Raw genomic sequence first — 25,102 nt, forward strand, 5'->3', positions numbered from 1 at the left:
GTGACGCCAGACTTTAATGAGGGTGAATGCGTCACGCGCCTGACTGCCGAATTAAGCTATTTCTGCTCAAAATTTGCATTTCCGTTTTAACAACAGGAATAAAATGTCATATAGTGAAACCCACGTCGCGCTTAGGCCCGGCGCGTTGGATGATCAGAGTAGGACTGCACGTTGGACACCAAAATCGCCGCGCCCGATACCACCACCAAGCTGAGCCAAGACCCACACCGCGTCACCAGTGGGGAACGGGAAAAGGTCCTGGAGGTTGCGATTGGCCGGGAGGTGCGGACCTACCGCAAGCAACAGGAAATCACCGTGGCCGAATTGGCCACGTTGACGGGTTTGTCCATCGGGATGCTGTCGAAGATTGAGAACGGCAACACCTCGCCCTCACTGACCACGTTGCAGTCTTTGGCCAACGCGCTTTCCGTGCCGCTGACCAGCTTTTTCCGCCGTTTTGAAGAGCAACGCCAGGCGGTACATACCAAATCCGGCGAAGGGGTGGAGCTGGAGCGTGAGGGCACGCGCGCCAATCACCAATACAATCTGCTGGGGCACATCGGGGCCAATGCCTCGGGTGTGATCGTGGAGCCCTATCTGATCACGCTAACCGACCAATCCGATATCTTTCCCACCTTCCAGCACGGCGGGATTGAGACGATCTATATGCTCGAAGGGGCCGTTGATTACCGCCACGGTGACAAGGTCTATCCGCTACAGGCGGGCGATACGCTGTTTTTCGATGCCGACGCCCCGCATGGCCCGGAAAAGCTGATCGAGCTGCCGGCGCGCTATCTCTCAGTGATCAGCTATCCCCAAACGGCAAGCTAACGCAGCAACGCTCATAACATGTCCCAATAAAAAAAGAGCGGCGATCAGCCGCTCTTTTGCCGTGTCCTCCGCGCCGCTTATTTTTGCAGCGGCGGTTCGGTTTCAGTGTCCGGGAAAACCCCGGTGATGTTGGCAGGCCATCGTCGAACTGCGACAGGTAATCCAGCATCATCGGGCGGTTGTCGATAAAGCCCTTGTAGGTCGCCAGCTCCACCGGCAGGTCCCGCACCACCCGGTGCAAGCGCCGCCCCCACTTCGGTTTGGTCATCAGATCCTGAAAGCTGCACAGATAGCAGCGGATCGGAAAGACCAGCGCGTTGGAACGCGGCAGGCGGAAGAAGGTCTGCAATTCTACCCGCAGATGCTGTTTGGCACCGATGTTCTCGGGCGTCAGCGTGGTCTTTTGGATGCCCCATTTGTGGTAGTTCTCTGGGCTGGTGTCCAAAAGCGGGTTCACCGTCATCGTCCAGTTCAACCGCCGCGCGGGCGCACCTTGCTGGATGTTCAACAAGAACTTGAGCGCACGCTTAAAGATGCCCTTTTCATGGGCCAAAGGCACCGGCGCGTGCCATTCGAAAAAGTTCATACCAATGTCAAAATCCAGGCTCCAATCCGCCTGGGTCGTCACCATGCCCGCGTCCATCCACAGGTTATCGTCGCGCTGATCCAGCACGCAGAAATCGCCCTGAGTTTGCCGCGTGATGTATTCCATCGGCCCATAAGGCAGCGTGGTTTCATCCAGGAAAACAAAGCTGTCATCAATGCCCAACGGCTTGTTCACCCAACGCCAGTTGTTGCCGTCGCGGTGCAGCTCAAACAGATCCGGATAGTCTTCGGATTTGGAGACCATGATCAGCTCAAGCAGGTCCCAGCCCGCCAGCGTCATATGCGGCAGCGACTGGCAGCGCAGCGGGTCATCGGCCAACACCATCGCCCGGTCGCGCATTTCTGAGACGTAGTGTTCGTCTACATCAAAGCGCTTTTCATAAACCGATCCCTCAGGGCCGCCGCGGTGCTGCTCCATGTTGACCGCGTACATATAGCTGTCCTCATGAAACGGGAACGGAAAGCGGTCGATCGCCCAATCTGAGTTGCGGAAGGAATAGTCGTCCCGAAAGGTCTCATCATTAAACTGAATGGTCATGTCTCTTCCCCTCGGATTAGCGTTCTAGTTCCAGCGTCTTGCCGACAAAGCGGCTGACGCAGGGCATGATCTTGGTGCCAGCGGCACGTTCGTCCTCATCCAGCCAGTGATCGCGGTGAATGAACTCCCCGTCAAAGCTGGCTACATCGGTTTCGCATTGCCCGCAGGATCCGCCCCGGCAGAGGAAGGGCGCATCGACGCCTTCGCGCTCCAAGGCTTCCAGCAGGCTTTCATGCTCTCCCACCGTGATGGTCTTGTCGGACTGGCACAGGCGCACCTCAAACGGTTTGCCGGGCTGCGGGGCCAAGAACTCTTCTGAATGCACCGCCTCATCCGGCCAACCAGCGGCAGCGGCGGTCGCGTGCACCCAGTCGATCATGCCCGCAGGGCCGCAAACATAGGTGTGCGTGCCCAAGGGCTGGCCGTCTAACAGACCCTCCAGATCAATCGCCTGGTTTTGATCGTCATAATAGATGTGGACCTTGTTGGGGTACTTGTAGCTCAGCACATCCACGTAAGACCCCAGCGCCTCTGTGCGCACGGAATAGTGCAGCTCCCAATTGCCGTTCGATTGCTCCAACTGGGCAATCATGGACATGAATGGCGTGATCCCGATGCCCCCTGCCAGAAACACATGTTTGCGCGCCCGCAAATCAAGCGAGAAAAGGTTCACCGGATAGGTGATCGTCATCTCATCGCCCACTTTCACGTTTTGGTGCATGAAAAGCGATCCGCCCCGGCCCGCATCATCGCGGCGCACAGAGATGGCATAGGTGGTCAGATCCGCAGGATCAGACATCAGCGAATAGGGGTTCAGGCGGGTGCGGTCGCCGTCTTGCATTTCAACAACCGTATGCGCCCCGCCAGAGAACGGCGGGAAAAGCGCGCCATCGCGGCGTTGGAATTCAAACCGGGTGACCAGATCATTCAAAGGCACAACAGCGCTGACGGTGACGTCGATCTTTTCGGCACCTGCTTTGGCTTTCTGAGGGGCGGCGCTCATTCGTAGATCCCCTTTGGTTCAGGAACATTTCCGGGGTCTTCGGCATCAATGCAGACCCCCTGATAGGCCGCAAGGCGGCGGGAATAATGATCGCGGACAAACAGGTTCAAACCGCAATGTCCGCAGACAAAGGGGTCTGTTTCCACGTCCTCGGTGATGCCTTTGCAATGCACACATTGCATCCGGCGCGCCACGGATCCGCGATGCTCTGTCTGGATGGCTGTGTGCGGAATGCCCGCCTGCATCGCCTCATTCTGGGCCTGCCCCATCAACCCTTCGGTCCCCGTCAGGTAGACCTGCAAGCCCATATGCGCGTCCTGCAGCACCCGGCGGATGCGTTGGACCGATGCCGCATAGCTTGGCCCCTCGTAGAATTGCGCAGGGTTCAGCGCGCGCAGCTTGTCTGCGTAATCCGTGCCGCGTGGGATGTAGATGATATGGGTCATGGCCATCAGCTCGGGCGTGGCGATGCCCATGATGGCTTCGGCCCCTTCTGCATCCGCGATCATCAGATGATGCTTGCCGGGCCGCGCCGCGAGCGTGCCGTAGACCGGGCGGCTCTTGATGGATGGCGGGAATTCAAACTTTGACATGTTTGTCCTCTTGCTGAAAACGGGCGCGCCGGTTCATCCCGACGCGCCCTGCCACGCTTAGCCTTTGGCGGCGCGGATTTTCTTTTCTTTGTCGTAGAACGGCATCTCTTCGGTGGTGCAGGCAATCTCTGTGCCGTCGCCGTTGCGCACCGTCAGGCTGACGCCGGGGGTGGCGCAGTCTTTGGGCATGCGGGCGATGCCCACGTTGTGGCCATTCAGTTCTGAGTACATGCCAAAGGTGACAACACCGATCTTTTCGCCGTCTTTCAGCAGGTCCGCACCTTCGTCTGCCGGTGTCGTGCCGTCCAGGCGCACGCCGTAGATCTTAAAGCGCTCCTTGCCCTCAAGCGCATAATGCGCCTCGGCTCCGATAAAGCCTGTTTTGCCGGGCGATACGGTAAACTCCAGCCCCAGCTCCCAGATGGTATCGCCAACGGGATCGCCGTCCGCAAAGGGATAGGTCTCAGAGTTGTCGCCGGGATAGAACAGCAGATAGCTTTCCGTGCGCAGCAGATCGAGGGTGGAGAACTGCACCGGGCGGATGCCCATGCTTTCGCCCTCGCTCAGGATGTTGTCCCACAGATGCACGGCGTCTTTGGCACGGCAGAAAATCTCATACCCCCGCTCACCGGTGTACCCGGTCCGAGAGATCATGACATCCTTGCCAAAAAGGCGCGTGTTCATGATGCCGAAGTAGGCCAGATCGCGGATACCGTCGATGTGCTTGGCCAGGAAATCCACCGCAATGGGGCCCTGTAGGGACATGTCGTGCAGATCATCGTCAAACAGCACGGCCACGTTCTTGGCCGCGGCAACGGTTGTCAGCTGCTCCATCCCGATGCCGGTGCCATGCACCACCATCCAAGAATTCACCGCGATGTGGTAGATGATGCAGTCATCCACAAACTTGCCATCCGCGTTCAGCATAGAGGCATAGGTGGAGCGGCCAGGGGCGATCTTTTCAACATTCCGCGTGGTCACACGGTCAATGACATAGGCCGCATCAGGCCCCACCAGATGCACCTTCTTCAGGCCAGAGACATCCATCAAACCCGCCTTGGTGCGGATCGCCTCATAGTCCGCTTTCGCCCGTTCCGGCGTATGGTCGTAGAACCACGCGGTCCCCATGCCGTTCCAGTCTTCCAGCTCACCACCAATCTCGGCATGGCGTTGTGCCAAAGCGGATGTTCTCCAGAGTATGGCCATGATGTCTCCCCTTTTAATTTGAGTCTTTGTTGCCGGTATGAAGCCCCACGCCCCATCGAAAAGCAAGAATTTGGTGCAATTTTTTTCCTATCAGGCAATTTTTCGCAGCGAAAAAGGGGCCGCCCCATCGGACGGCCCCTTTTCTGTGCAGTTGGTCCAGGCCCTTGGGGCCAGGGATCACTTGAACTTGGTGTACTTCTTGCTTTCAGCAATCTGCCCGGCGGCCAGGGCCACGATGCAGATGATGATGGCGATCAGGGAAAACATTCCCTGCATCCCGCTACCATAGCCGGTGGAGATCACTTCGGTGACCCCATCCCAGCTGCCGACCTCATATGGAAAACCCATGGTGTGTCCTTTCTCTTGTCTTATTCAGCAGCCGGTGCAGAGGCTGCGATACCCTCTGGATAGGCTTGTGCTGGTACTTTGACGGTATCAAGACCTGCGATCTCAGCGGCTTCTGGCACCCGTAACATCCCCAGCATCTTGAGGACAAAGGATGTCACCCAACCGGTAATCAGACCGATTGCGATGAAGACAACTGCCCCGACAAGCTGGCCAACAAAGCTCACCGTTGGCACGCCCTCTGGCCCCAAGGCCGCAGGATAGCCGCTAGCGAAGATGCCCAGCATCAACATGCCAAAGATACCGATGGTCCCGTGCACGGTGACCGCGCCCACCGCATCGTCGATGCCGCGGTTCTCAAGGAAGGTCGCACAAGGCTTGAGGATCAGACCGGCAACGATCGCGATGATGAAGGTCAGCGCAGGCCAGTAGATATCCAGACCGGAGGCCACAGAGATGATCCCTGCCAAAGCGCCCGACATCATCCAGAACGGATCGCGGGTTGCGACCCATGCGCCGATGATGCCACCGGCAATCGCCATCAGGATGTTGAAGGCCAATGCGCCCAAGTTGGTAGGTGTGCCGTAGATCGTGGTAAAGTTTGCACCCCACGACCATGCCTCACCCCCGACAACCAGACAGGCCATCAAGAAGCCCCAGAAGCCGACGATGATCAGCATCAGACCGGTTGCAGTGAAGGGCATGTTGTGACCCGCCAGCTCATTGGCGGTGCCATCGGCGTTAAATTTGCCGATACGTGGGCCCAGGTTGATCAGAACGCCCAGCGCAAAGAAGGCCGCGACCGCGTGCACCAGACCGGCGGCACCAAAGTCATGCACGCCCCACTGAGTGACCAGCCAGCCGTCCGCGTGCCAGCCCCAAGCGGCTGCCAGCGTCCATGAGAAACCGCCCAGCACGATGGCGCAGATCACAAAACCAACCGTCTGAATGCGCTCAATGACCGCACCTGACATGATCGAAGCGGTGGTGGCCGCAAAGAGCGTGAACGCCCCCCAGAACACGCCATCAATCTGGTCCGCAAGGTTTGGCCCCATGTAGGCGGTGCTTTCCCCCCACGCCAGCGCGATGCTGTTGGCGTATCCCGCACCAGAGATGCCGTTGGCACCCTCTGCAAGCGAGAAGCCTGTGGGAAACGCCCAATAGACCCACCAGCCAAAGAAGTAGAAGGCTGGGATCACAAAGGCGAAGGCCAGGATGTTCTTCACCCCAGAGGACAAAGCATTCTTTGCCCGTGAGGCGCCCATTTCATAGGCCAAAAAGCCCGCGTGGATGATGATCATCAGCGGGATGGTGATATAATAGTATGTCTCTGCGAACATGGTGTTCGTCAGGTTGCCCTTCGCCTCTATTGCGGCGACCTGGGCTGCCAATTCAGCAAGTTGTTCTTCCACGTTAATCCCCCGTGTCGGACTGGTCGTTGTCTTTGCCCAAGCCACGTTTGTCGTCTTTTGTTGGCTTAGGATGGGCAAACTGAAACACGCAGGCGGGCGTCTGGCTACAAGTTTTTTGCCTTTGGGGAAAAAAAGTTTCCCCGTTGTTGAGCATAGAAAGTTTTGGTGCTAGCGTTTGAGTCGGACAACTGACAACTCTCGGGGAGGTCTTGAACGATGTGTGGGATTGTTGGTCTTTTTCTAAAAGACGCTTCACTTGAACCCTCTCTGGGGGACATGCTGACGGATATGCTGATCACAATGACAGATCGCGGACCCGACAGTGCGGGCATTGCGATTTATGGATCAGAAACAGATGGTTATGCCAAGCTGACAGTGCAATCAGATACGCCAGATCTGGCGTTTTCTGGGCTGGATGAGGCACTGGGCAAAGTGCTTTCTGCGCCAGTTTCCATGCGCACCAAAGACACCCATGCGGTGCTGGAAATGCCCGCTGATATGGTGGCCAAAGCGCGCACCGCTTTGGGCGACATCGCACCCGGCATTCGGGTCATGGGACACGGCGAAACGCTCGAGATCTACAAAGAGGTCGGTCTGCCTAAAAATGTGGCAGAACGCTTTGAGTTGCGCAAAATGAGCGGCACCCATGGAATCGGCCACACGCGGATGGCGACCGAATCTGCTGTGACGACGATGGGGGCGCATCCGTTCAATACCGGCGTTGATCAGTGCCTTGTGCACAACGGGTCTTTGTCCAACCACAACTCCCTGCGCCGCAAACTGCGCCGCCTGGGTGTGCATATTGAGACAGAGAATGACACCGAAGTGGGTGCCGCCTATCTGACATGGAAAATGCAAACAGGCTCCACCCTGGGCGAGGCGCTGCAAAGCTCACTGGATGATCTGGATGGCTTTTTCACCTTTGTGGTCGGCACCAAGGACGGCTTTGGCGTCGTGCGCGACCCAATTGCGTGCAAGCCCGCTGTGATGGCCGAAACCGATCAATACGTCGCCTTCGGCTCAGAATACCGCGCGCTGGTCAACCTGCCCGGGATCGAACAGGCCCGCGTCTGGGAGCCAGAGCCCGCCACCGTTTACTTCTGGAGCCATAACACGGCCCCTACTGCGACAGAGAAAGCCGCATAAATGCAGACATTTGACTTGGAGGCCGAAGGGCTGCGTGCGCTCAACTCCGCACTTCACGCTCAGGCGCAGACGACAAATCAAACCGCATGGGAAATCGTCAATCCCAAAGGCAGCCACGCAATTGCCGTGGGCCTGGACGCCCCGATTGAGGTAAACGTCAAAGGCTCAACCGGCTATTACTGCGGCGGCATGAACAAACAGGCGACCGTGCATGTGCACGGCTCTGTGGGGCCGGGTGTTGCGGAAAACATGATGTCCGGCACGGTCGTCATCGAAGGCGATGCGTCACAATACGCTGGGGCCACCGGTCATGGCGGCACGCTGATCATCAAAGGCAACGCCTCATCGCGTTGCGGGATTTCGATGAAAGGCATCGACATCATCGTGCACGGCAACATCGGACATATGTCCGCCTTCATGGCGCAGTCCGGCAACCTGGTGGTCTGCGGCGATGCGGGCGAAGCCTTGGGCGACAGCCTCTACGAGGCACGGCTCTTTGTGCGCGGCTCTGTCAAAAGCCTCGGCGCGGACTGCATCGAAAAAGAGATGCGGTCAGAGCATATCGCGATCCTGGAAGAGCTGTTGGAGCGGGGCGGCTGTGACGCCAAAGCCTCTGAGTTCAAACGCTATGGCTCTGCCCGCAAGCTTTATAACTTCAACATCGACAACGCATATTAAGGAGCGCCTGATATGAAAGACGATCACAACGGCGCACCGCGGACGACGCCTATTCAATCCGCGACCTTTTCAAAGCCGATCAACGCTGAGATCCGGCGCGCCGCGGCCACCGGGATCTATGACATCCGGGGCGGTGGTGCCAAACGCAAGGTACCGCATTTCGACGACCTGCTGTTTCTGGGGGCCTCAATCTCGCGCTATCCGCTCGAAGGGTACCGTGAGAAATGCGAAACCTCTGTCACGCTTGGCACCCGGTTTGCGAAAAACCCGATTGAGCTGGATATCCCCGTGACCATCGCAGGCATGTCCTTTGGCGCGCTGTCTGGTCCCGCGAAAGAGGCTCTGGGCCGCGGTGCCACGCTGGCGGGCACCTCCACCACCACCGGTGATGGCGGCATGACTGAAGAAGAGCGCGGCCATTCCAACAAACTGGTCTATCAGTATCTGCCCAGCCGCTATGGCATGAACCCCGACGATCTGCGCCGCTGTGACGCGATTGAGATTGTGGTAGGCCAGGGCGCCAAACCCGGCGGCGGCGGCATGCTGCTGGGTCAGAAAATCTCGGACCGTGTGGCCGAGATGCGCAATCTGCCCAAGGGCATCGACCAACGCTCCGCCTGCCGGCACCCCGATTGGACCGGCCCCGATGATCTTGAGATTAAGATCCTTGAGCTGCGCGAGATCACCAATTGGGAAAAGCCGATCTACATCAAAGTGGGCGGCGCACGCCCCTACTTTGACACCACCCTGGCCGTAAAGGCCGGTGCCGATGTGGTGGTTCTGGACGGCATGCAGGGCGGCACCGCCGCCACGCAGGACGTGTTTATCGAACATGTGGGCCAGCCAATCCTGGCGTGTATCCGCGAAGCGGTCCGCGCCTTGCAGGATCTAGACATGCACCGCGAGGTGCAGCTGGTCGTCTCAGGCGGGATCCGTACAGGTGCGGATGTGGCCAAAGCGATGGCCCTGGGCGCAGACGCGGTTGCCATCGGCACCGCGGCGCTGATCGCTCTGGGGGACAACGATCCGCGCTGGGAAGCTGAATACAACGCCCTGGGCACCACCGCAGGCGCCTATGACGATTGGCACGAAGGCCAGGACCCTGCGGGCATCACCACCCAAGACCCTGAACTGATGGCGCGCTTTGATCCGCTAGAAGGCGGGCGGCGGCTGAACAACTACCTCAAGGTGATGACGCTTGAGGCGCAAACCATCGCGCGGGCCTGCGGCAAGAACCACTTGCACAACCTGGAGCCTGAAGACCTTTGCGCCCTGACCATGGAGGCCGCCGCCATGGCGCGCATTCCGCTGGCGGGCACAGATTGGTACCCCGGAAAACCCGGAACCAGCTACTAACCAAAACGAGGGCGCGGCCAGCTGGCACGCGCCCCTTTCATGTGACCAATGGGGATAATTCTATGACTACGGACCTCGCCGCCTTTGCAAAAGAAAAGGGCGTCAAATATTTCATGATCTCTTTCACGGACCTTTTTGGCGGACAGCGCGCCAAACTGGTGCCCGCCCAAGCGATCGCCGACATGCAAGAAGACGGCGCAGGCTTTGCCGGTTTCGCCACCTGGCTTGATATGACGCCAGCCCACCCTGACATGCTGGCCGTGCCGGACCCCTCCAGCGTGATCCAGCTGCCTTGGAAGCCAGAGGTGGCTTGGGTCGCAGGCAACTGCGTTATGGAAGGCCAAGACGTGGCCCAGGCCCCGCGCAACGTGCTTCGCCGCCTGATTGATGAGGCCGCCGCCGAAGGCCTGCACGTCAAAACAGGGATTGAAGCGGAATATTTCCTGCTGTCACCTGAGGGCGATCAGATCTCTGATCCTTTCGATACAGCGGCCAAGCCCTGCTATGACCAGCAGGCGGTGATGCGCCGCTATGATGTCGTGCGCGAGATTTGTGATTACATGCTGGAAATGGGCTGGGGCCCTTACCAAAACGATCATGAAGACGCGAATGGCCAGTTTGAGATGAACTGGGAATTCGACGACGTTCTCAAAACCGCCGACAAACACTCCTTCTTCAAGTTCATGACCAAAAGCGTCGCGGAAAAGCATGGCTTCCGCGCGACCTTTATGCCCAAGCCCATCGAGGGGCTGACAGGCAACGGCTGCCACGCGCATATCTCCGTTTGGGATGCGCCCGGTGCGGCCTCCAAAACCAACGTTTTCGCAGGCGCGGGCGATGGCCCCACCGGCGAGGTAGGCCTGTCAGAGCGCGGCAAGCACTTCTTGGGCGGCATCATGAAGCACGCCTCGGCCCTGGCGGCGATTACCAACCCCACGGTCAACAGCTACAAGCGCATCAACGCACCGCGCACGATGTCCGGGGCCACATGGGCACCCAACACCGTGACCTGGACCGGCAACAACCGCACGCACATGGTGCGCGTGCCTGGCCCCGGCCGGTTTGAGCTGCGCCTGCCCGATGGGGCGGCAAACCCCTATCTGTTGCAGGCCGTGATCATCGCGGCGGGCCTGTCGGGCATCCGCTCCAAGGCGGATCCGGGCAAGCGGTATGACATCGACATGTACGCCGAAGGCCACAAGGTACGCGGCGCGCCCAAGCTGCCTTTGAACATGCTCGACGCGCTGCGCGCTTACGACAAAGACAAAGGGCTGAAAGAGGCGATGGGCGAAGAATTCTCAGCCGCCTACCTCAAGATGAAGCATCAGGAGTGGAATGATTTCACCTCCCACTTCAGCGCCTGGGAAAAAGAAAACACGCTCGACATCTAAGGCGCGGTTTTCTGCACAACATACCCCAAGTGCCCGGCCACCCGTTTGCGCCGGGCACCAGCAATAGAAAGGACAAGGAATGAAAAAACGCGTGGCAGTATTGGGCGCAGGCCCCTCGGGTCTGGCGCAACTTCGGGCCTTTCAATCCGCAGCCCAAAACGGCGAAGAAATCCCCGAAATCGTCTGCTATGAAAAGCAATCCAACTGGGGCGGCCTGTGGAACTACACCTGGCGCACGGGCCTGGATCAATACGGCGAACCCGTCCACGGCTCCATGTATCGCTATCTGTGGTCCAATGGCCCCAAAGAGGGGTTGGAATTTGCCGATTATTCATTCGAAGAGCATTTCGGCAAGCAAATCGCCTCATACCCGCCGCGCGCTGTCCTGTTTGACTACATCGAAGGCCGGGTAAAGAAAGCGGGCGTGCGCGACTGGATCAAGTTTGAGACGGCCGTGAAGGACGTGACCTTTGATGGGTCGAAATTCCACGTCACGCTGCGCGATCTGCCCAAAGATGAACATTACACCGAAGAATTTGACCATGTGATCTGCTGCACCGGTCACTTTAGCACGCCAAACGTGCCGCAGTTCGACGGGTTTGAGAAATTCCCAGTGCCGCGTTCTGCACGCTCATGATTTCCGCGACGCGGTTGAGTTCAAGGACCAGGATCTGCTGATCATCGGCACCTCCTATTCGGCTGAGGATATTGGGTCGCAGTGCTGGAAATACGGCTGCAACTCCGTGACCGTCAGCCACCGCACGGCGGCCATGGGCTATGACTGGCCCGACAACTGGCAAGAAGTGCCGCTGCTGACGCATATGGACGGCAAGACCGCACATTTCAAAGACGGCACCAGCAAAGAGGTGGACGCCGTGATCCTGTGTACGGGCTATCAGCACCACTTCCCCTTCATGGCAAATGAGCTGCGGCTGAAAACGGCGAACCGGCTCGCGACGGCGGATTTGTACAAAGGCGTGGCCTTTATCGATAACCCCGCGCTTTTCTACATCGGGATGCAGGACCAGTGGTTCACCTTCAACATGTTTGACGCACAGGCCTGGTGGGCGCGTGATGTGATCATGGGCAAGATTGATCTGCCCGACCGCGCAGCGATGGAGGCAGACGTGACAGACCGCGTCGCGCGCGAGGACGCGGGCGAGGATGATTATGACGCGATCTGGTATCAGGGCGATTACGTCAAAGAGTTGATTGATGAGACGGATTACCCCAGCTTTGATGTCGAAGGGGCCTGCAAAGCCTTCAAGGAATGGAAGGGCCACAAGAAACAAGGCATCATGACCTTCCGCGACAACGGCTATAAATCCGTGATCACCGGCACCATGGCACCCAAGCACCATACGCCGTGGAAAGAGGCGCTCGACGACAGCCTTGAGGTCTATCTGCAAAACTGATGCGTGTTCTGATCTTTCAGCACATCGCAGTAGAACCCCCCGCCGCATTTGCCCAGCATATTGCAGCGGCGGGTGACACCGCGCACATCGTGCGGTTTTTCGATGATCCCACCATCCCTGACCTCAGCGGCTTTGACATCCTGATAGTCATGGGTGGCCCCATGGACGTGTGGGAAGAACAGGCGCACCCCTCGCTTGGTCCCGAAAAGCAGGCCATCGCGGACTGGGTGCAAAAGGACCGGGGGCCTTACCTGGGGATTTGCCCGGGCCATCAACTGCTGGCCGAGGCGATGGGTGGCATCTGCGCCCGAATGGAGACCCCTGAAATCGCCGTCGCCCCTGTCACGCTCTATCCCAGCGCTCATCAGGACCCGGTCTTTGCCAGCCTCCCGCCCAAGTTTCCGGCGGTGCATTGGCACGGGGTCGAGGTGGCGCATCTGCCGCCCGGAGCAACAGTGCTGGGCGGCAGCGCGGGCTGCGTTAATCAGGCGATGCGCGCAGGCCACCGCGCCTGGGGCTGCCAATTCCACCCCGAGGTTGAGCCCGGCACCCTCACCACATGGATGCAGGACGATGGCAATCGCCAAGCGGCGGAACGGTGGCTGGGCTCCGCCCGCAAAGCGCAAGCTTTTGTCACCAAAGGTGAGGCGCAGGCCGAAGGGTTTGGCGCGCTGTCGGCAAAGCTTTATTCAGGGCTGCGCGCACAGGTCTAAGCCCCACCGCACTCACCCCAAGCTGCGGGATACATCCCCGTCGTTGACCAGGATCATCGCCACCTTGCGCAGGCTCTTGCGCAGCTTGTCTACCGCAGGCCCCTAATGGCGCATGTCCGTCAGCGCGCGGTTCATCACCGTCAGCCAATTCTCCGCATCCTCAAGACGGATCGGAACATGGGCGTGGATCTCTTTGACGTTCATGTGCCGGTGTTTTTCCAGGTAGTACTGCCGCCCCCCGCAAAACCCCGACAGAAAGTTGAACTGCTCTTGGCGCGTATGCACCAACCCATGGCCCTGCAAATGCAGGCTGAGGATATGCGCCCCTTCGGGAACGCTCTCAATCAGATCATAGAAATGCTCAACCAGCGCGCGCAACGCGTCCTCGCCGCCCAAAGCGTCAAGGACGGTCTCACTCATGACCGGGGGCGTTCTTTCTTGGGGTCATAATGCGCAAAGGGCACCACGGTCGCCGGCAGGCGTTTCTGCTGCCCATCCAACTTGCCAACCTCAAGCGCGGTCCCCACCTCAGCATGCGCCACGTCAACACGCGCCAGCGCGATGTTCTTGCCCAACAGGGGTGAGCGCATGGAGGATGTCACCTCTCCCACCTGGGCGCGGCCCACATGCAGACAATCGCCGTGATCCACGCCAACGTTGCTTTCAATATCCAGGCCCACCAGCTTGCGCATCGGATGTTCTTTGCGCCGGATCAGCGCATCGCGCCCGATAAAATCATCCGGCTTGGACTTCAGCGGCACGGTAAAACCAATGCCCGCCTCAAACGGATCGGTTTGATCGGAAAAATCGTAACCTGCAAAGATCAGACCCGCCTCAATCCGCACCATATCCAGCGCCTCAAGCCCCATTGGCTTCAGCCCATGCTCCTGGCCTACCTCCCAAATCGCATCAAAGATCTCGGTCGCGTGTTTGGGATGGCACAGCACCTCATAGCCCAGCTCACCGGTGTAGCCTGTGCGCGACAGCACAAAAGGTGCTCCGCTTTCATCGCGCAACCGCGCAGGTGTGTGCCGGAACCAGGCCAGCTGATCAATCTCGGGGTTGTGCGGGGCGGTCCAGACCAGCTTGCGCAGCAAATCGCGGCTCTCCGGTCCTTGCACCGCCACATTGTGCAGCTGATCCGTGGAAGAGCGGACCAACACTTTCAGCCCCAGCTTTTCGGCCTGTTCGCGCAGCCATTCGCCGCCATAGTCATTGCCGCCAATCCAGCGGAAGTTATCCTTGTCCAGACGGAACACTGTGCCGTCATCAATCATGCCCCCGTGCTCATAACACATGGCGGTATAAACCACGGCCCCCACCGCAAGGGTCTTCATGTTGCGGGTAAAGACATATTGGCACAGCGCCTCTGCATCGGGGCCTGTGATCTCAAACTTGCGCAAGGGCGACAGATCCAGGATCACCGCCTTTTCGCGGCAGGCGTGATATTCGGCAATCGGCCCCGCATCGGCAAAGCAATTGGCCAGCCAGTAGCCGTTGTATTCAACAAAGTTCCGCGTGTGCCGCGCAAAGCAATCGTGAAAGGCGGTTTGTTTGGTCATTTTGGGTTCCGCATCAGGGGTGGGCCGGTAGGCAACCGACCGTTGGAATGTCTCTTCGCCGCTGTAGGTGCGCACGTGAATGTCCGTGGGGTTCCAGCCATTGGCGGCTGAGGTGTCATCCGGGCAGGCAGAGCTGACACAGATCAGATCTGTGAGCGCGCGCAACAGCACATAATCGCCCGGACGGCTCCAGGGTTCATCGGCGTACATCACGCCGTGCTCATCCAGACCGGTGTTGAAGAAAAAGTTGATCGCCATCCAGCCCGCGCGGGCCGTCACCCCATGCTCAGCCAGGGCACCATTGAAGTTGTCAGAGCAGTTGACGTGACCGGGATAGCCGATGTCATCATAGTATTTCGCCGCACAGGCCAGGGCAAAAGCGTCATGCCGCCCGCAGGTGTCCTGGATCACTTCGACCAGCGGCAGCATGTCCTGATCATAGTATTTCGCATGCAGCCCCGGCATCGGATAGGCATGGCCCATCAAGGTGCGCGTGGTCGTCACATCCAACGCGTGCTCAATCCCCTTATCCAGCTTGCGCGCGCTGAAACACTGAAAATCTGTGCATTGCCGCCCATCCACATCCTGGATCTGGATATAGTCCCCTGCTTTGACAAAAAACGATGTCGCCGTGGCGGAATGCACCCGGATGTCCGCAACCGGGTCCGCCAAGGGATCGGGCAGCTCAAACCGGGCGGTTGATTTTAGCACAGCGCGTTTGATCCAGACCGTCAAAGGCGACGCGGTATCTTGCGCCTCAATGTCCATCACCCCGGTTGGGTTTGGATGCGGGGCGGCAATGATCACCACGCCCGCGCGCGCGGCAGTAAAGCTTTGCGTGTCACCGGCGGGGCTGGTGCTGTCAAAAAGGTGCAACGCCTGAGAGCGGGCCAGATCAATACCGCGCCGTTCAATCCCAAGACGCAAGGCGCGCAAAGACGGGTCATGGCCCGTCACCAGCGCCATCAGCCCCTTGGCAGGCCCCTGCGCGGTGGTGCCCAGCAAACTGGCATCCGCCTTGCCATCCGCACCGGCGCATAAAATCTCACACGGCTGCCCCCCTTCGGTGTTCACCACCCGCAGCTCATCGCCCGCTTCAATCTGAACAAGCACCGCACCACATCCTTCGACGACATAGCGTTCCGTCCCCGGCGGCAGTGAAAACACCTGCGGCTGCGTGATCAGGCTTGGCTTGGGGGGCCAGGTTGAACATCGGCATAAGGGTTATCGAGCATACTCAGATCCTCTCCAGGATGCGCATCGGGTACAATCAGATCCTATCACGCAAAATGCATCAGATTCACGGCCTTGCGCGCACGCGATTGCGCTGGCGTGATCCCGTAAAACGTCTGCACAGATTTCGTCAGGGTCGGAACAGACCCGAAACCAGTGGCCACTGCAATCTCTGCCAGCGGCAACAGCGTCTCCTGGATCAGCGCCCAGGCTTTCTTGGTCCGCAACTGTTTGTAGAACTTCCCCGGTGAGCAATCAAAAACCTCGCGGAACACCTGCTCCACCTGGCGCGATGACAGGCCAACGCGCTGCGCCAATGTGGGGATGTCCAACGGGTCTGAGATATGCGCCTCCATCAGGCGGATCACTTCGGTCACCCGGCGGTCAAACATCATGGCATTGCCGCCCAAATCCTTGGGCTGGTCCGCATCCGTCTTGCGGATCGTCGGCAGCAGCAACAGATTACCCAGCTCAGCGATTTGCGTGTCTTCCAGATAGGGTGAGATAAAGCCGATCATCAGCTCCGCTGTGCACCCCGACCCTGCCGCCGTGACCACACCGTTTGATTGCTCAGCAAGGTGTTCGGTCAGCGTGGGATAATAACCGGTTTCGCGCAGCGTTTCGACATCCCGCCAATGCGTCGTCAATTGGCCCGCCTCAGACTGCGTTGCCTTGATATAGGCCGTGGCCGCATCCGACAGCAACACAACACAGCGCGCCTGCCTTTGCATCTGCCGCAACCGGGGCATCCAGGCACCGGGGGCCGCACGGTCACCGCCGACGATGATCATCATATCGGGCTGCGGGTCTTGATCCGTGGATGCCACCGCGCGCACCATCTGGCCTGCGCGCCCTTCCACAATCCCCGCCACGTCCGACACATAGCGCATGCGAAACACATCATCGTGCAAAACGTCATTGGCCGTCTGCAACGCGTGAAACACGCTCGATACCTCAAAGCCGCAATAGCCGGGCGTCACAAAGACATCCACGCGCACGCCTTCCAGTGCGCTTTTCCTTGGGCAGCTTGATGGACCGGACAGCTTTGAAATCAGGGTCGATACGGGTCATGTGATCACATCCATTTCGGGCAGGCAGATGGGCTGAACCGGACCTGTCTTCCGCCCTGCACAGTAAGGCAGTTCTGCCAGATATGTCTTTTCAGCGCTTCCTTCACAGTCTGCATCACAGCCCTTCCCCCCACCCTGTCTGACGAGTCACTCTGATAATGACACAAATTCACCCTTGTTCAATAATTTTTCCTATCAGAATATCTTGAGCACTGCTGATCGGTGGACCTTTGCTCAAAACCCGAACGAAAAAAGGGGCCTCGCAAAGAGGCCCCCGGCACCACGGTACTCAGAAAACTGCCGTCAGGCGACGCGGGCACCCACCGGCTCAGCCGCCAGGGCCGCCGCTGATTTGCGCCACTTCAAAATGATCATCGCGGTATCTTGAATGCCCCGCACACCTAGGGCCTGCGGCAGGTCAGGCAGGCTGCACGCAAAGCTCTGTTCATCCGGCATCTGCGCCTTGGAGACCACAGAAACCGCAATCTCATCCTCCCCCGGATGCCCCGCAAAATGCGCAGCAAGCGCGGGCGCTGTGCTGACCGACATATAAAGCGTCACGGTTGTGCCGGGCACCAGTGATCTGACACAGGCAGGCGCCTGCGATCCGCTGGTTAGATGACCGGTGCTTAACACCAGCGTGTCGATCTCTGCACGCTCCGTCAGCGGTGTGGCCAAAGCCGCCGCCGCGCCACAGGCCGCCGTCACACCCGGCACAACCTCAAACGGGATGTCGCCGTCGCGCAGCGCCGTAATCTCTTCGCAGCTGCGCGCGAAAATTCCCGGATCCCCACATTTCAGCCGCACCACCCGCTGCCCGCGCTTGGCGGCATTCACCACCGTCTGCGTGATCCGCTCTTGCGGCCAGCTGTGACAGCCGGGCGCTTTGCCAACAAACACCCGCTCTGCATCGCGCCGCGCCAGCTCCAGGATCTCCGGATCAACCAAACGGTCATAGAAGATAACATCCGCCTCTTGCAGACGCTGCACGCCCCGCAGGGTGATCAAATCCTTGGCCCCGGGGCCCGCGCCAACCAGCGCCACACTGCCACCTGCTTCGGCACCAAACTCTCCCGTACGGATAGCGCTCTTGATCAGCTTGGCGGTATCGCGCTGCGCGCCTTGCGCATGCATCCGGCGCGGCAGATCGTTAAACACCCAGCGCCACAAATCGCGCCGCTTGCGCGGCCCCAGCCGCGCCGCCGCACTGTCTCGCAAACGCCCGGCCAAGGCGGCAAGGTCGCCCAGGCGCGGCTCCAGCAACTGCTCCACTTGCGTTTTGATCTGGCGGCCCAGAACCGGCGCTGTGCCTTCCGTCCCGATGGCAACAACAACCGGATCACGGTCCACAATCGACGGCGTGATCGCATCGCAAAGATCGGGCCGGTCCACCACGTTCACCACAGCCCCCGCCGCTTTGGCCAGCGCATGCAGCGCACTGTCCACGCCCGGACAGCCGGTGGCGATAAACACCAAAGCCGTCTCCGCAAAATCCGCCGCCGTAATGGCCCCGCTCTGCTGGCGCACCCGTCCCTCAGCGGCCAAAGCGGCAAGCTCGTCTTCCAAGGCGTCCGCCAGGATCACGATCTGGGCCTGGGTTTTCAGCATCAGCCGGGTCTTTTGCGCGGCCTGCTCACCGCCGCCAGCAATCACAACACGGCGGCCCGCCATTTGCAGGAACATGGGAAAGGTTTTCATGCAGCTATACTTTCGTTTTCATGCCGGCGCGCCCAAAGCGTTTGCGCCTTTTGGTGAACCTCATCGGCGCTGGCACCGGGCGTCAGCGTCCAAAGCGCCAAAGCCGTTGTTCCCAGGACCGTGGCTTGGGCAAATTCATCCTTGATATCGCCCCGCCACAGTGCCGCAGGGTCCACCAGCACCTCAGCCTCATGCAGGCGGCGGGCCTGTTGCATCAGCGGCGCAAACTGCTCTTGGATATGTGCGCCCGCGCGCAAGCCAAAGACCGTCACCGCCTTGGAGGGATGCCGCTCAAATTCGCCACCGCCACCTTTGATGATGCTCAGATCCCTCTGCCCCAGCAGCGCTGCGGCCTCGGCCTGCAGACTGCGGTAGGATGGGTGAAACACGCCCTGCACTGTCGCCTTGGCCCGCGACGGGTTCCACATCCGCAACACCGTGTTAAAGCAAGACCGCAGGCCCAGTTTGTCGCGCAAGGCCAGCAGGTCAAAAGCCTGCGGGCACAGGTCTTCCAGCTTGTCATAACGCACCAGTGGCCCGGCAAGCGCAAGCGCATCGCGCACCGATGCTACGGGGGATTGATAAGCGTTCCAGCCATGCATCGACACGGTAAAACCCGCCTGCGCCACCAACCGCGCGGACAGCAGAAAAAGCGGCGCACCCCGGCTGCGCCCCGCCGCATAGCTGGGCCAATCCAAATCCGCCCGCGGCAGCTTGTCTTTCACAAAGTCCTGCAAGGCGGCGGTGAAACCCGCGATCTCTTCGGCGACTTCGCCGCGCAACCGCAACACCATCAACAGCGCGCCCACCGCCTCAGGATCTGCCTTGCCCTGCAAGATCAGCGTCATCGCCTCATGGGCTTCGTCCAACGTCAGCGGACGGGCGCGGCCCTGGCCCCGCGCCACAATGCGGACAAAAGGGGCCAGGCTCATTCCGCAGCCATCGGCAGTTTGAGCGGCGCGATCAAGGCTGCCAGCTCTGGTTTGCAAGAGCCACAGTTGGTGCCTGCCGACGTCGCCGCCCCCAGCGCATCAACGGATGCGGCACCGCCCTCAATCGCCCGCAGCAGCGTGTTGCGGCCCACGTTAAAGCACGCGCAAACCGTCGGCCCCGGATCCGGCTGATCTGCCCCGGCGCGGCCTGCAAGGGCCACCAGCGGCGCAGTCTCTGTCCCGATCAGTTGCACCGCCAACGCACGCGACAAAACCACAGGCGTAGGCGCGGCAAAGAACAGCGCCTGCAACCGCCCCTCTTGATGCAACGCAATGCGCGTCAAGCCGGATGCGTCATCGTTCAACGAAGACACCTCCGCCGCGTCGAACCCGGTCATCTCAAGCAGTGTCTGGGTCCAATCCTCTTGGACAATCCTGCCCGCCATTTCCGCCTGCCACCCCGTCGCCGTGCGCGCAATGGCGGCATAGGGCGCCCCAAGAGAGGGTTTCTTGGCCGTCGCCAAAAATCCATACCACTTGGCCGCATAGACCTCCGCTGTCACAGCCGCGGATTTCAGCGCCGGTTGCCCAGAATAGGGATCGGTTACAGGCGCGGTGATGCTGTTGACGGTGCCACTTTTGGCGGTCTGCCGGGTCCAATGCATGGGCGCAAACATCTGCCCTGGTGCCACCCGCTCCGTGATCAGGCTGCGCAAGATCGCGCGTCCATAGACGCTCCGCACCGTCACCAGATCACCAGGTGCCGCCCCCAGCGTGGCTGCATCTTTGGGGTGAATTTCCACGTAAGGCTCCGCCAGATGCGCGCCCAGACGCGGGGCTTTTCCTGTGCGGGTCATCGTGTGCCACTGATCGCGGTTGCGCCCTGTGTTCAACGTTAAGGCGGGACGCCGGACTTGGGGTGCTGTAACGGGCATCATCTTGGCCTTGCCATCCGCATGATAGAACTGGCCGTCCGCAAAGAACCGGCGATTGTCCCGGGGCCACTGAGTTGGCACCAGCGCGGCATAATCCGCATCGGCAAAAATGCTCAGGTCCAGGTCCCGCCCAAGCGGACGCACTGCGGCGTCCAGCGCGATATATTCCGCAAACACATCCGCAGGCGTATGGTAGTTGAACTGCGCGGCAAACCCCATGCGCGCCGCCACGTCTGAGATGATCCGCCAATCGGCCCGCGCCTCGCCCGGGACCGGCAAAAACGACCGCTGACGCGAAATGCGCCGCTCTGAGTTGGTGACGGTGCCGTCCTTTTCGCCCCAGCCTGCCGCAGGCAACAGCACATCGGCCAAATCGCCCGTATCGGTCCGCGCCATGATGTCTGAAACGGCCACAAAGGGCACCTGCGCAATCGCCTGGGCCACGCCATCTGCATCCGGCATAGACACCGCCGGGTTGGTCGACATCACCCAAAGCGCTTTGATCTTGCCCTGCGCGCAAGCCTCAAACAGATCCACAGCCTTCAGGCCCGGGGTGGCACAGATCGTCGGGCTTTCCCAGAACGCCTGGACAGAGGCGCGATGCGCCGGGTTTTCGATGTCCAGATGGTTAGCCAGCATATTGGCCAGCCCGCCCACTTCGCGCCCGCCCATGGCGTTGGGCTGGCCGGTGACAGAAAACGGCCCGCACCCCGGCTTGCCAATCCGGCCGGTCGCCAGGTGGCAATTCAGGATCGCGCCCACCTTATCTGTGCCGCACTGCGATTGGTTGACCCCTTGCGAATAAACGGTGACGACCTTCTCGGTCCCGCCCCAAAGGGCATAGAACCCCTCAAGCTCAGCCTGGCTTAGCCCCGAGGCGCGCGGATCACTGGCCTGAGCCGCCGCAACGGCAGCCTCAAACCCGTTCACATGCGCCGCGACATAGGCGTCATCAACCGCCCCCCGCGCGACAAGATGGGCAAGAAGCCCATTGAAAAGCGCCACGTCCCCGTCCGGCCGCACCGCCAAATGCACATCCGCCAGCTCTGTCGTTGCGGTCTTGCGCGGATCAACGTTCACCACCCGCATCTGCGGCCTGCGCGCCTTGGCCGCCGCGATGCGTTGATGCAGCACCGGATGACACCACGCCAGGTTAGAGCCCACCAGCACAATCAGATCCGCCTCTTCCAGATCTGCATAGGTGCCGGGCACCGTATCGCTGCCAAAGGCCCGCTTGTGCCCCGCCACAGAGGACGCCATGCACAGCCGCGAATTGGTGTCGATGTTGGCCGAGCCGATGAAACCCTTCATCAGCTTGTTGGCGACATAGTAATCCTCGGTCAGCAACTGACCTGAGACGTAGAAGGCCACGCTGTCTGGCCCATGCTCTTGGACCGCCTGACTGAACTGATCCGCCACCAGATCAAGCGCACTGTCCCAATCGGCCCGCTGCCCGCGCACCTGCGGATGCAACAGCCGACCCTCCAGATCAATCGTCTCGCCCAGCGCAGAGCCTTTTGAACACAGCCGCCCGAAGTTTGCAGGATGCTCAGGATCGCCCTTGATCGTGCCATCCGCTCCGGCCAGCACGCCGCACCCTACGCCGCAGTACGGACAGGTTGTGCGCGTCAGGCTCATGCCGCTTTCCGCTGCCGCAGGAACGCTCTGTCCAACAGGATCCGGCCCCCTTCAACACGCGCCGCATAGGTGGCCACCTGCCCCTCATCCGCGCCCTGCGCCTGGCCCGTCTCAAGCGAGATTACCCAGTTGTGCAGCGGGCAGGTCACCGATTTGCCATGCACAATACCTTCGGCCAACGGCCCGGCCTTATGCGGGCAGGCATTGTCGAGGGCAAAAACCTCATCATCGCCGGTGCGAAACACCGCCACACAGCCTTCAAGCGTCTTGATCATCCGCGCCCCGCGCTGGGGCACGTCCTCTAGGGCGGCCACATCAATCCAATCGCTCATTCCGCGGCCTCCAGTTTGAAATCGGCAAGGGGTTGATAGGTCTCTGCCTGTTCCTTGGCGTGTTTGGCCCAAGGGTCATGGCGATAGATGCTCTGGCTCAGCTCAAACCGGTCCACCAGGGCGGCGCGACAGGCCAGATCATCGACCACACGTTCCTTGATCCACTCCATGCCAACCTTGGCCAGCCACTTGTAAATCCGATCAAGGTATTTCGCGTTTTCGCGGTACAGCTGCGTGATCGCCTTGATCACCAAGATCGCTTCTTCCTCGGTGGGGACCTGCACCAGCAATTCGGTCTCTTTCACGTCCATGCCAGCGGCCCCCCCGATGGAGACCTGAAAGCCTGAATCAACGCAAATCACCCCGATGTCCTTGCAGGTCGCCTCCGCGCAGTTGCGCGGGCATCCCGACACCGCCAGCTTCAGCTTATGCGGCGTCCAAGCCCCGTGCAGGGTCTTTTCCAGCTTGATGCCCAGTGCCGGTGCTGTCCTGCGTGCCAAAGCGGCAGTGGTCCGTGCCCACGCAGGTCTTTACCGTGCGCAGCCCCTTGGAATAAGCGTAGCCCGAGACCATGCCCGCGTCATTGAGGTCTTTCCAAATCGCAGGCAGATCTTCGCCTTTAACGCCCAGCAGGTCGATGCGCTGGCCACCGGTGACCTTGACCGTGGGCACCATGTATTTGTCCGCCGCATCCGCAATCGCGCGCAGCTCATCAGGGGTGGTGATCCCGCCCCACATGCGCGGCACAACTGAAAACGTGCCATCCTTTTGGATGTTGGCGTGTTTGCGTTCGTTGATGAAACGGCTTTGCGGGTCGTCTTGGTATTCCAACGGCCAATCGGCCAGCAGATAGAAATTCAGCGCCGGGCGGCAGGCGTGACAGCCACAGGATGTCTTCCACCCGCACTCCTGCCAGACCGCAGCCATCGACGTCAGCTTTTGCGACTTGATCATGCGCCGCACGTCTTCGTGCGTCATGTCCGTGCAGCCACACATGGAGGCCGCGGCAGGCATCACGAAATCATCGCCCAGGGTGCAGGCCAGCACCTGTTCCACCAACCCCGTGCATGTCCCACAAGAGGCAGATGCCTTGGTGGTGGCCTTGATCGCGCCAAGGTCCGTGGCGCCTGCGGCAATCGCCGCTTCAATCTGTCCTTTGCAAATGCCGTTACAGCCACAGATCTCCGCGTCAGGCGGTAAGGCTGCAACGGCTGCCAACGGGTCCAGGGGGCACCCCCTGATAGGCCGGGCCAAAGATCAGCGTCTCGCGCATCTCAGCGATGTCGGTCTTGTCCTTGATCAGGCCAAAGAACCAATTGCTGTCAGCGGTATCGCCATACATCACAGCGCCTTTGACCACGTTTTCTTCGATAACCAAGCGCCGGTAAACACCACGCGCCGGGTCGCGAAAAACGATGTCTTCGCGCCCCTCTCCATCGGCAAAATCACCCGCGCTAAACAGATCACAGCCCGTGACCTTCAGCTTGGTCGACAGCTCCTTTTGCTCAAAGGCCGCGTCTTCGCCCAGCAGCGTCTTTGCCACAACCTTGGCCTGATCATAAAGCGGGGCCACCAAACCAAAGAGCGCACCGTCATGTTCCACACATTCACCCACGGCCAGGATACTGTCATCTGAGGTCAGCATCTGGTCATCCACATGAATGCCACGCCCCACGGCCACACCCGCCGCTTGGGCCAGCGCCACATTGGGCCGGATGCCCACGGCCATCACCAACAGATCACACGGCAGCTCAGTCCCGTCATCAAGGAGCAGCGCACGCACATGGCCGTCCTGACCCAGGATTTCCTTGGAATTGGCTGAGCATTTGATGGTGATGCCCTTGTCCACCAACGCCTTGCGCAGCAGATAGCCCGCCGCCTCATCCAGCTGCCGTTCCATCAGGTGGCCCATGATGTGCACCACCGTGACATCGACACCGCGCGCAGCCATGCCTGCCGCCGCCTCCAGCCCCAACAGCCCGCCACCGATGACGACGCATTTGGTGCCCTGCCCCAGCGCCATCATCCGCTCGGTGTCTTCCAGATCGCGGTAGGCGATGACGCCTTCCAGATCATGGCCCGGCAGCGGGATCATGAAAGGGTTGGATCCGGTGCCAAACAGCAGCTTGTCATAGGCCAGCACGTCGCCGTTTTCCGCCGTGACCGTCTTGGCCGCCCGGTCAATCTGCGCGACCTTTTCGCCAAACCGGCAGGTGATCCCGTGCTCTGCGTACCACGCCGGGCCATGGGTCTCGATCTCGGCATAGGTTTTGTCACCGGCCAGCACGGGCGACAGCATGATGCGGTTATAATTGCCGCGTGGCTCTGCGTTAAAAAGGGTGATGTCATAGGCGGTTGGATCGGCCTCAAGCAGATGTTCCAACGCCCGGCCCGTGGCCATGCCCGCGCCAATCACGATCAGTTTCTGGGTCATGCGCTGACCTCCGTTTGCGTATTACCCACCCGCCG

Annotated in this window: 17 protein-coding genes and 4 pseudogenes; 7 read left to right on the forward strand and 14 right to left on the reverse strand. The window is 60.1% G+C overall.

Going from position 1 to position 25,102, the window contains the following annotated elements; all coding sequences use genetic code 11:
* The first annotated feature begins 171 nt into the window (after positions 1–171).
* Entirely contained in the window at positions 172–831 is a 660-nt protein-coding gene (locus tag ACZ1HM_RS20325; RefSeq protein WP_472744402.1) for a helix-turn-helix domain-containing protein, read from the forward strand.
* A gap of 77 nt (positions 832–908) precedes the next feature.
* Here the strand turns inward: ACZ1HM_RS20325 and ACZ1HM_RS20330 are convergent.
* The 6 genes and pseudogenes from ACZ1HM_RS20330 to ACZ1HM_RS20355 form a co-directional block, all read right to left on the reverse strand.
* Positions 909–1,975 (reverse strand): annotated as a pseudogene (locus ACZ1HM_RS20330) (heme-dependent oxidative N-demethylase family protein).
* A gap of 16 nt (positions 1,976–1,991) precedes the next feature.
* The gene (locus ACZ1HM_RS20335) at positions 1,992–2,978 is read right to left on the reverse strand and encodes a PDR/VanB family oxidoreductase (RefSeq protein WP_472744403.1); all 987 of its coding nucleotides are present in this window, start codon (positions 2,976–2,978) and stop codon (positions 1,992–1,994) included.
* On the reverse strand, positions 2,975–3,571 hold the full coding sequence (dmmA, locus tag ACZ1HM_RS20340) for a dimethylamine monooxygenase subunit DmmA (protein WP_472744404.1): 597 nt from the start codon (positions 3,569–3,571) through the stop codon (positions 2,975–2,977). Before dmmA ends, ACZ1HM_RS20335 begins: the two co-directional genes overlap by 4 nt.
* Before the next feature lie 57 nt (positions 3,572–3,628).
* Complete coding sequence (locus tag ACZ1HM_RS20345; RefSeq protein ID WP_472744405.1) at positions 3,629–4,777, reverse strand: aminomethyl transferase family protein; 1,149 nt, start codon at positions 4,775–4,777, stop codon at positions 3,629–3,631.
* Between the two features lie 177 nt (positions 4,778–4,954).
* Positions 4,955–5,125 (reverse strand): hypothetical protein, encoded by a 171-nt coding sequence (locus ACZ1HM_RS20350; RefSeq protein ID WP_472744406.1) that lies wholly within the window; start codon positions 5,123–5,125, stop codon positions 4,955–4,957.
* Positions 5,126–5,145: 20 nt separating this feature from the next.
* Positions 5,146–6,534, reverse strand: a complete 1,389-nt coding sequence (locus tag ACZ1HM_RS20355; protein ID WP_472744407.1) for an ammonium transporter — start codon at positions 6,532–6,534, stop codon at positions 5,146–5,148.
* A 216-nt stretch (positions 6,535–6,750) separates the two neighbouring features.
* Here ACZ1HM_RS20355 and ACZ1HM_RS20360 point away from each other — a divergent pair, with 216 nt between their 5' ends.
* From ACZ1HM_RS20360 to ACZ1HM_RS20385, 6 genes and pseudogenes are all read left to right on the forward strand, one after another.
* Positions 6,751–7,680, forward strand: coding sequence for a class II glutamine amidotransferase (locus ACZ1HM_RS20360; protein ID WP_472744408.1), 930 nt, complete (start codon positions 6,751–6,753; stop codon positions 7,678–7,680).
* Positions 7,681–8,358 (forward strand): protein GlxC, encoded by a 678-nt coding sequence (locus ACZ1HM_RS20365; RefSeq protein WP_472744409.1) that lies wholly within the window; start codon positions 7,681–7,683, stop codon positions 8,356–8,358. It begins immediately after the preceding gene.
* A 12-nt stretch (positions 8,359–8,370) separates the two neighbouring features.
* A complete protein-coding gene (locus ACZ1HM_RS20370) occupies positions 8,371–9,714 on the forward strand; it encodes an FMN-binding glutamate synthase family protein (RefSeq protein WP_472744410.1) in 1,344 nt (447 codons plus the stop codon).
* A 62-nt stretch (positions 9,715–9,776) separates the two neighbouring features.
* The gene (glnT, locus tag ACZ1HM_RS20375; RefSeq protein WP_472744411.1) at positions 9,777–11,105 is read left to right on the forward strand and encodes a type III glutamate--ammonia ligase; all 1,329 of its coding nucleotides are present in this window, start codon (positions 9,777–9,779) and stop codon (positions 11,103–11,105) included.
* 79 nt (positions 11,106–11,184) lie between these two features.
* A pseudogene (locus ACZ1HM_RS20380) lies at positions 11,185–12,520 on the forward strand (NAD(P)-binding domain-containing protein).
* Entirely contained in the window at positions 12,520–13,233 is a 714-nt protein-coding gene (locus ACZ1HM_RS20385) for a type 1 glutamine amidotransferase (protein WP_472744412.1), read from the forward strand. Before ACZ1HM_RS20380 ends, ACZ1HM_RS20385 begins: the two are co-directional and overlap by 1 nt.
* Positions 13,234–13,335: 102 nt before the next feature.
* Here the strand turns inward: ACZ1HM_RS20385 and ACZ1HM_RS20390 are convergent, their stop codons facing one another.
* From ACZ1HM_RS20390 to nirB, 8 genes and pseudogenes are all read right to left on the reverse strand, one after another.
* Entirely contained in the window at positions 13,336–13,653 is a 318-nt protein-coding gene (locus tag ACZ1HM_RS20390) for a globin domain-containing protein (protein ID WP_472744413.1), read from the reverse strand.
* Positions 13,650–16,030: pseudogene (locus ACZ1HM_RS20395) on the reverse strand (DUF1989 domain-containing protein). Before ACZ1HM_RS20395 ends, ACZ1HM_RS20390 begins: the two are co-directional and overlap by 4 nt.
* 45 nt (positions 16,031–16,075) lie before the next feature.
* Positions 16,076–17,020 carry a GlxA family transcriptional regulator gene (locus tag ACZ1HM_RS20400; RefSeq protein WP_472744414.1) on the reverse strand — a complete coding sequence of 315 codons (945 nt, stop codon included), beginning with the start codon at positions 17,018–17,020 and terminating at the stop codon, positions 16,076–16,078.
* A gap of 381 nt (positions 17,021–17,401) precedes the next feature.
* On the reverse strand, positions 17,402–18,796 hold the full coding sequence (gene cysG / locus ACZ1HM_RS20405) for a siroheme synthase CysG (RefSeq protein ID WP_472744415.1): 1,395 nt from the start codon (positions 18,794–18,796) through the stop codon (positions 17,402–17,404).
* Positions 18,793–19,728, reverse strand: a complete 936-nt coding sequence (locus tag ACZ1HM_RS20410; protein WP_472744416.1) for a glycosyl transferase family 3 — start codon at positions 19,726–19,728, stop codon at positions 18,793–18,795. Before ACZ1HM_RS20410 ends, cysG begins: the two co-directional genes overlap by 4 nt.
* Positions 19,725–22,301 carry a molybdopterin-dependent oxidoreductase gene (locus tag ACZ1HM_RS20415; protein ID WP_472744417.1) on the reverse strand — a complete coding sequence of 859 codons (2,577 nt, stop codon included), beginning with the start codon at positions 22,299–22,301 and terminating at the stop codon, positions 19,725–19,727. The genes ACZ1HM_RS20410 and ACZ1HM_RS20415 overlap by 4 nt, the downstream gene beginning before the upstream one ends.
* A complete protein-coding gene (gene nirD / locus ACZ1HM_RS20420; protein ID WP_472744418.1) occupies positions 22,298–22,633 on the reverse strand; it encodes a nitrite reductase small subunit NirD in 336 nt (111 codons plus the stop codon). The genes ACZ1HM_RS20415 and nirD overlap by 4 nt, the downstream gene beginning before the upstream one ends.
* Positions 22,630–25,067: pseudogene (gene nirB, locus ACZ1HM_RS20425) on the reverse strand (nitrite reductase large subunit NirB). The gene nirD and the pseudogene nirB overlap by 4 nt, the downstream one beginning before the upstream one ends.
* Positions 25,068–25,102 lie beyond the last annotated feature (35 nt).

The sequence above is a fragment of the Sulfitobacter sp. GN1-4 genome, assembly GCF_055693825.1.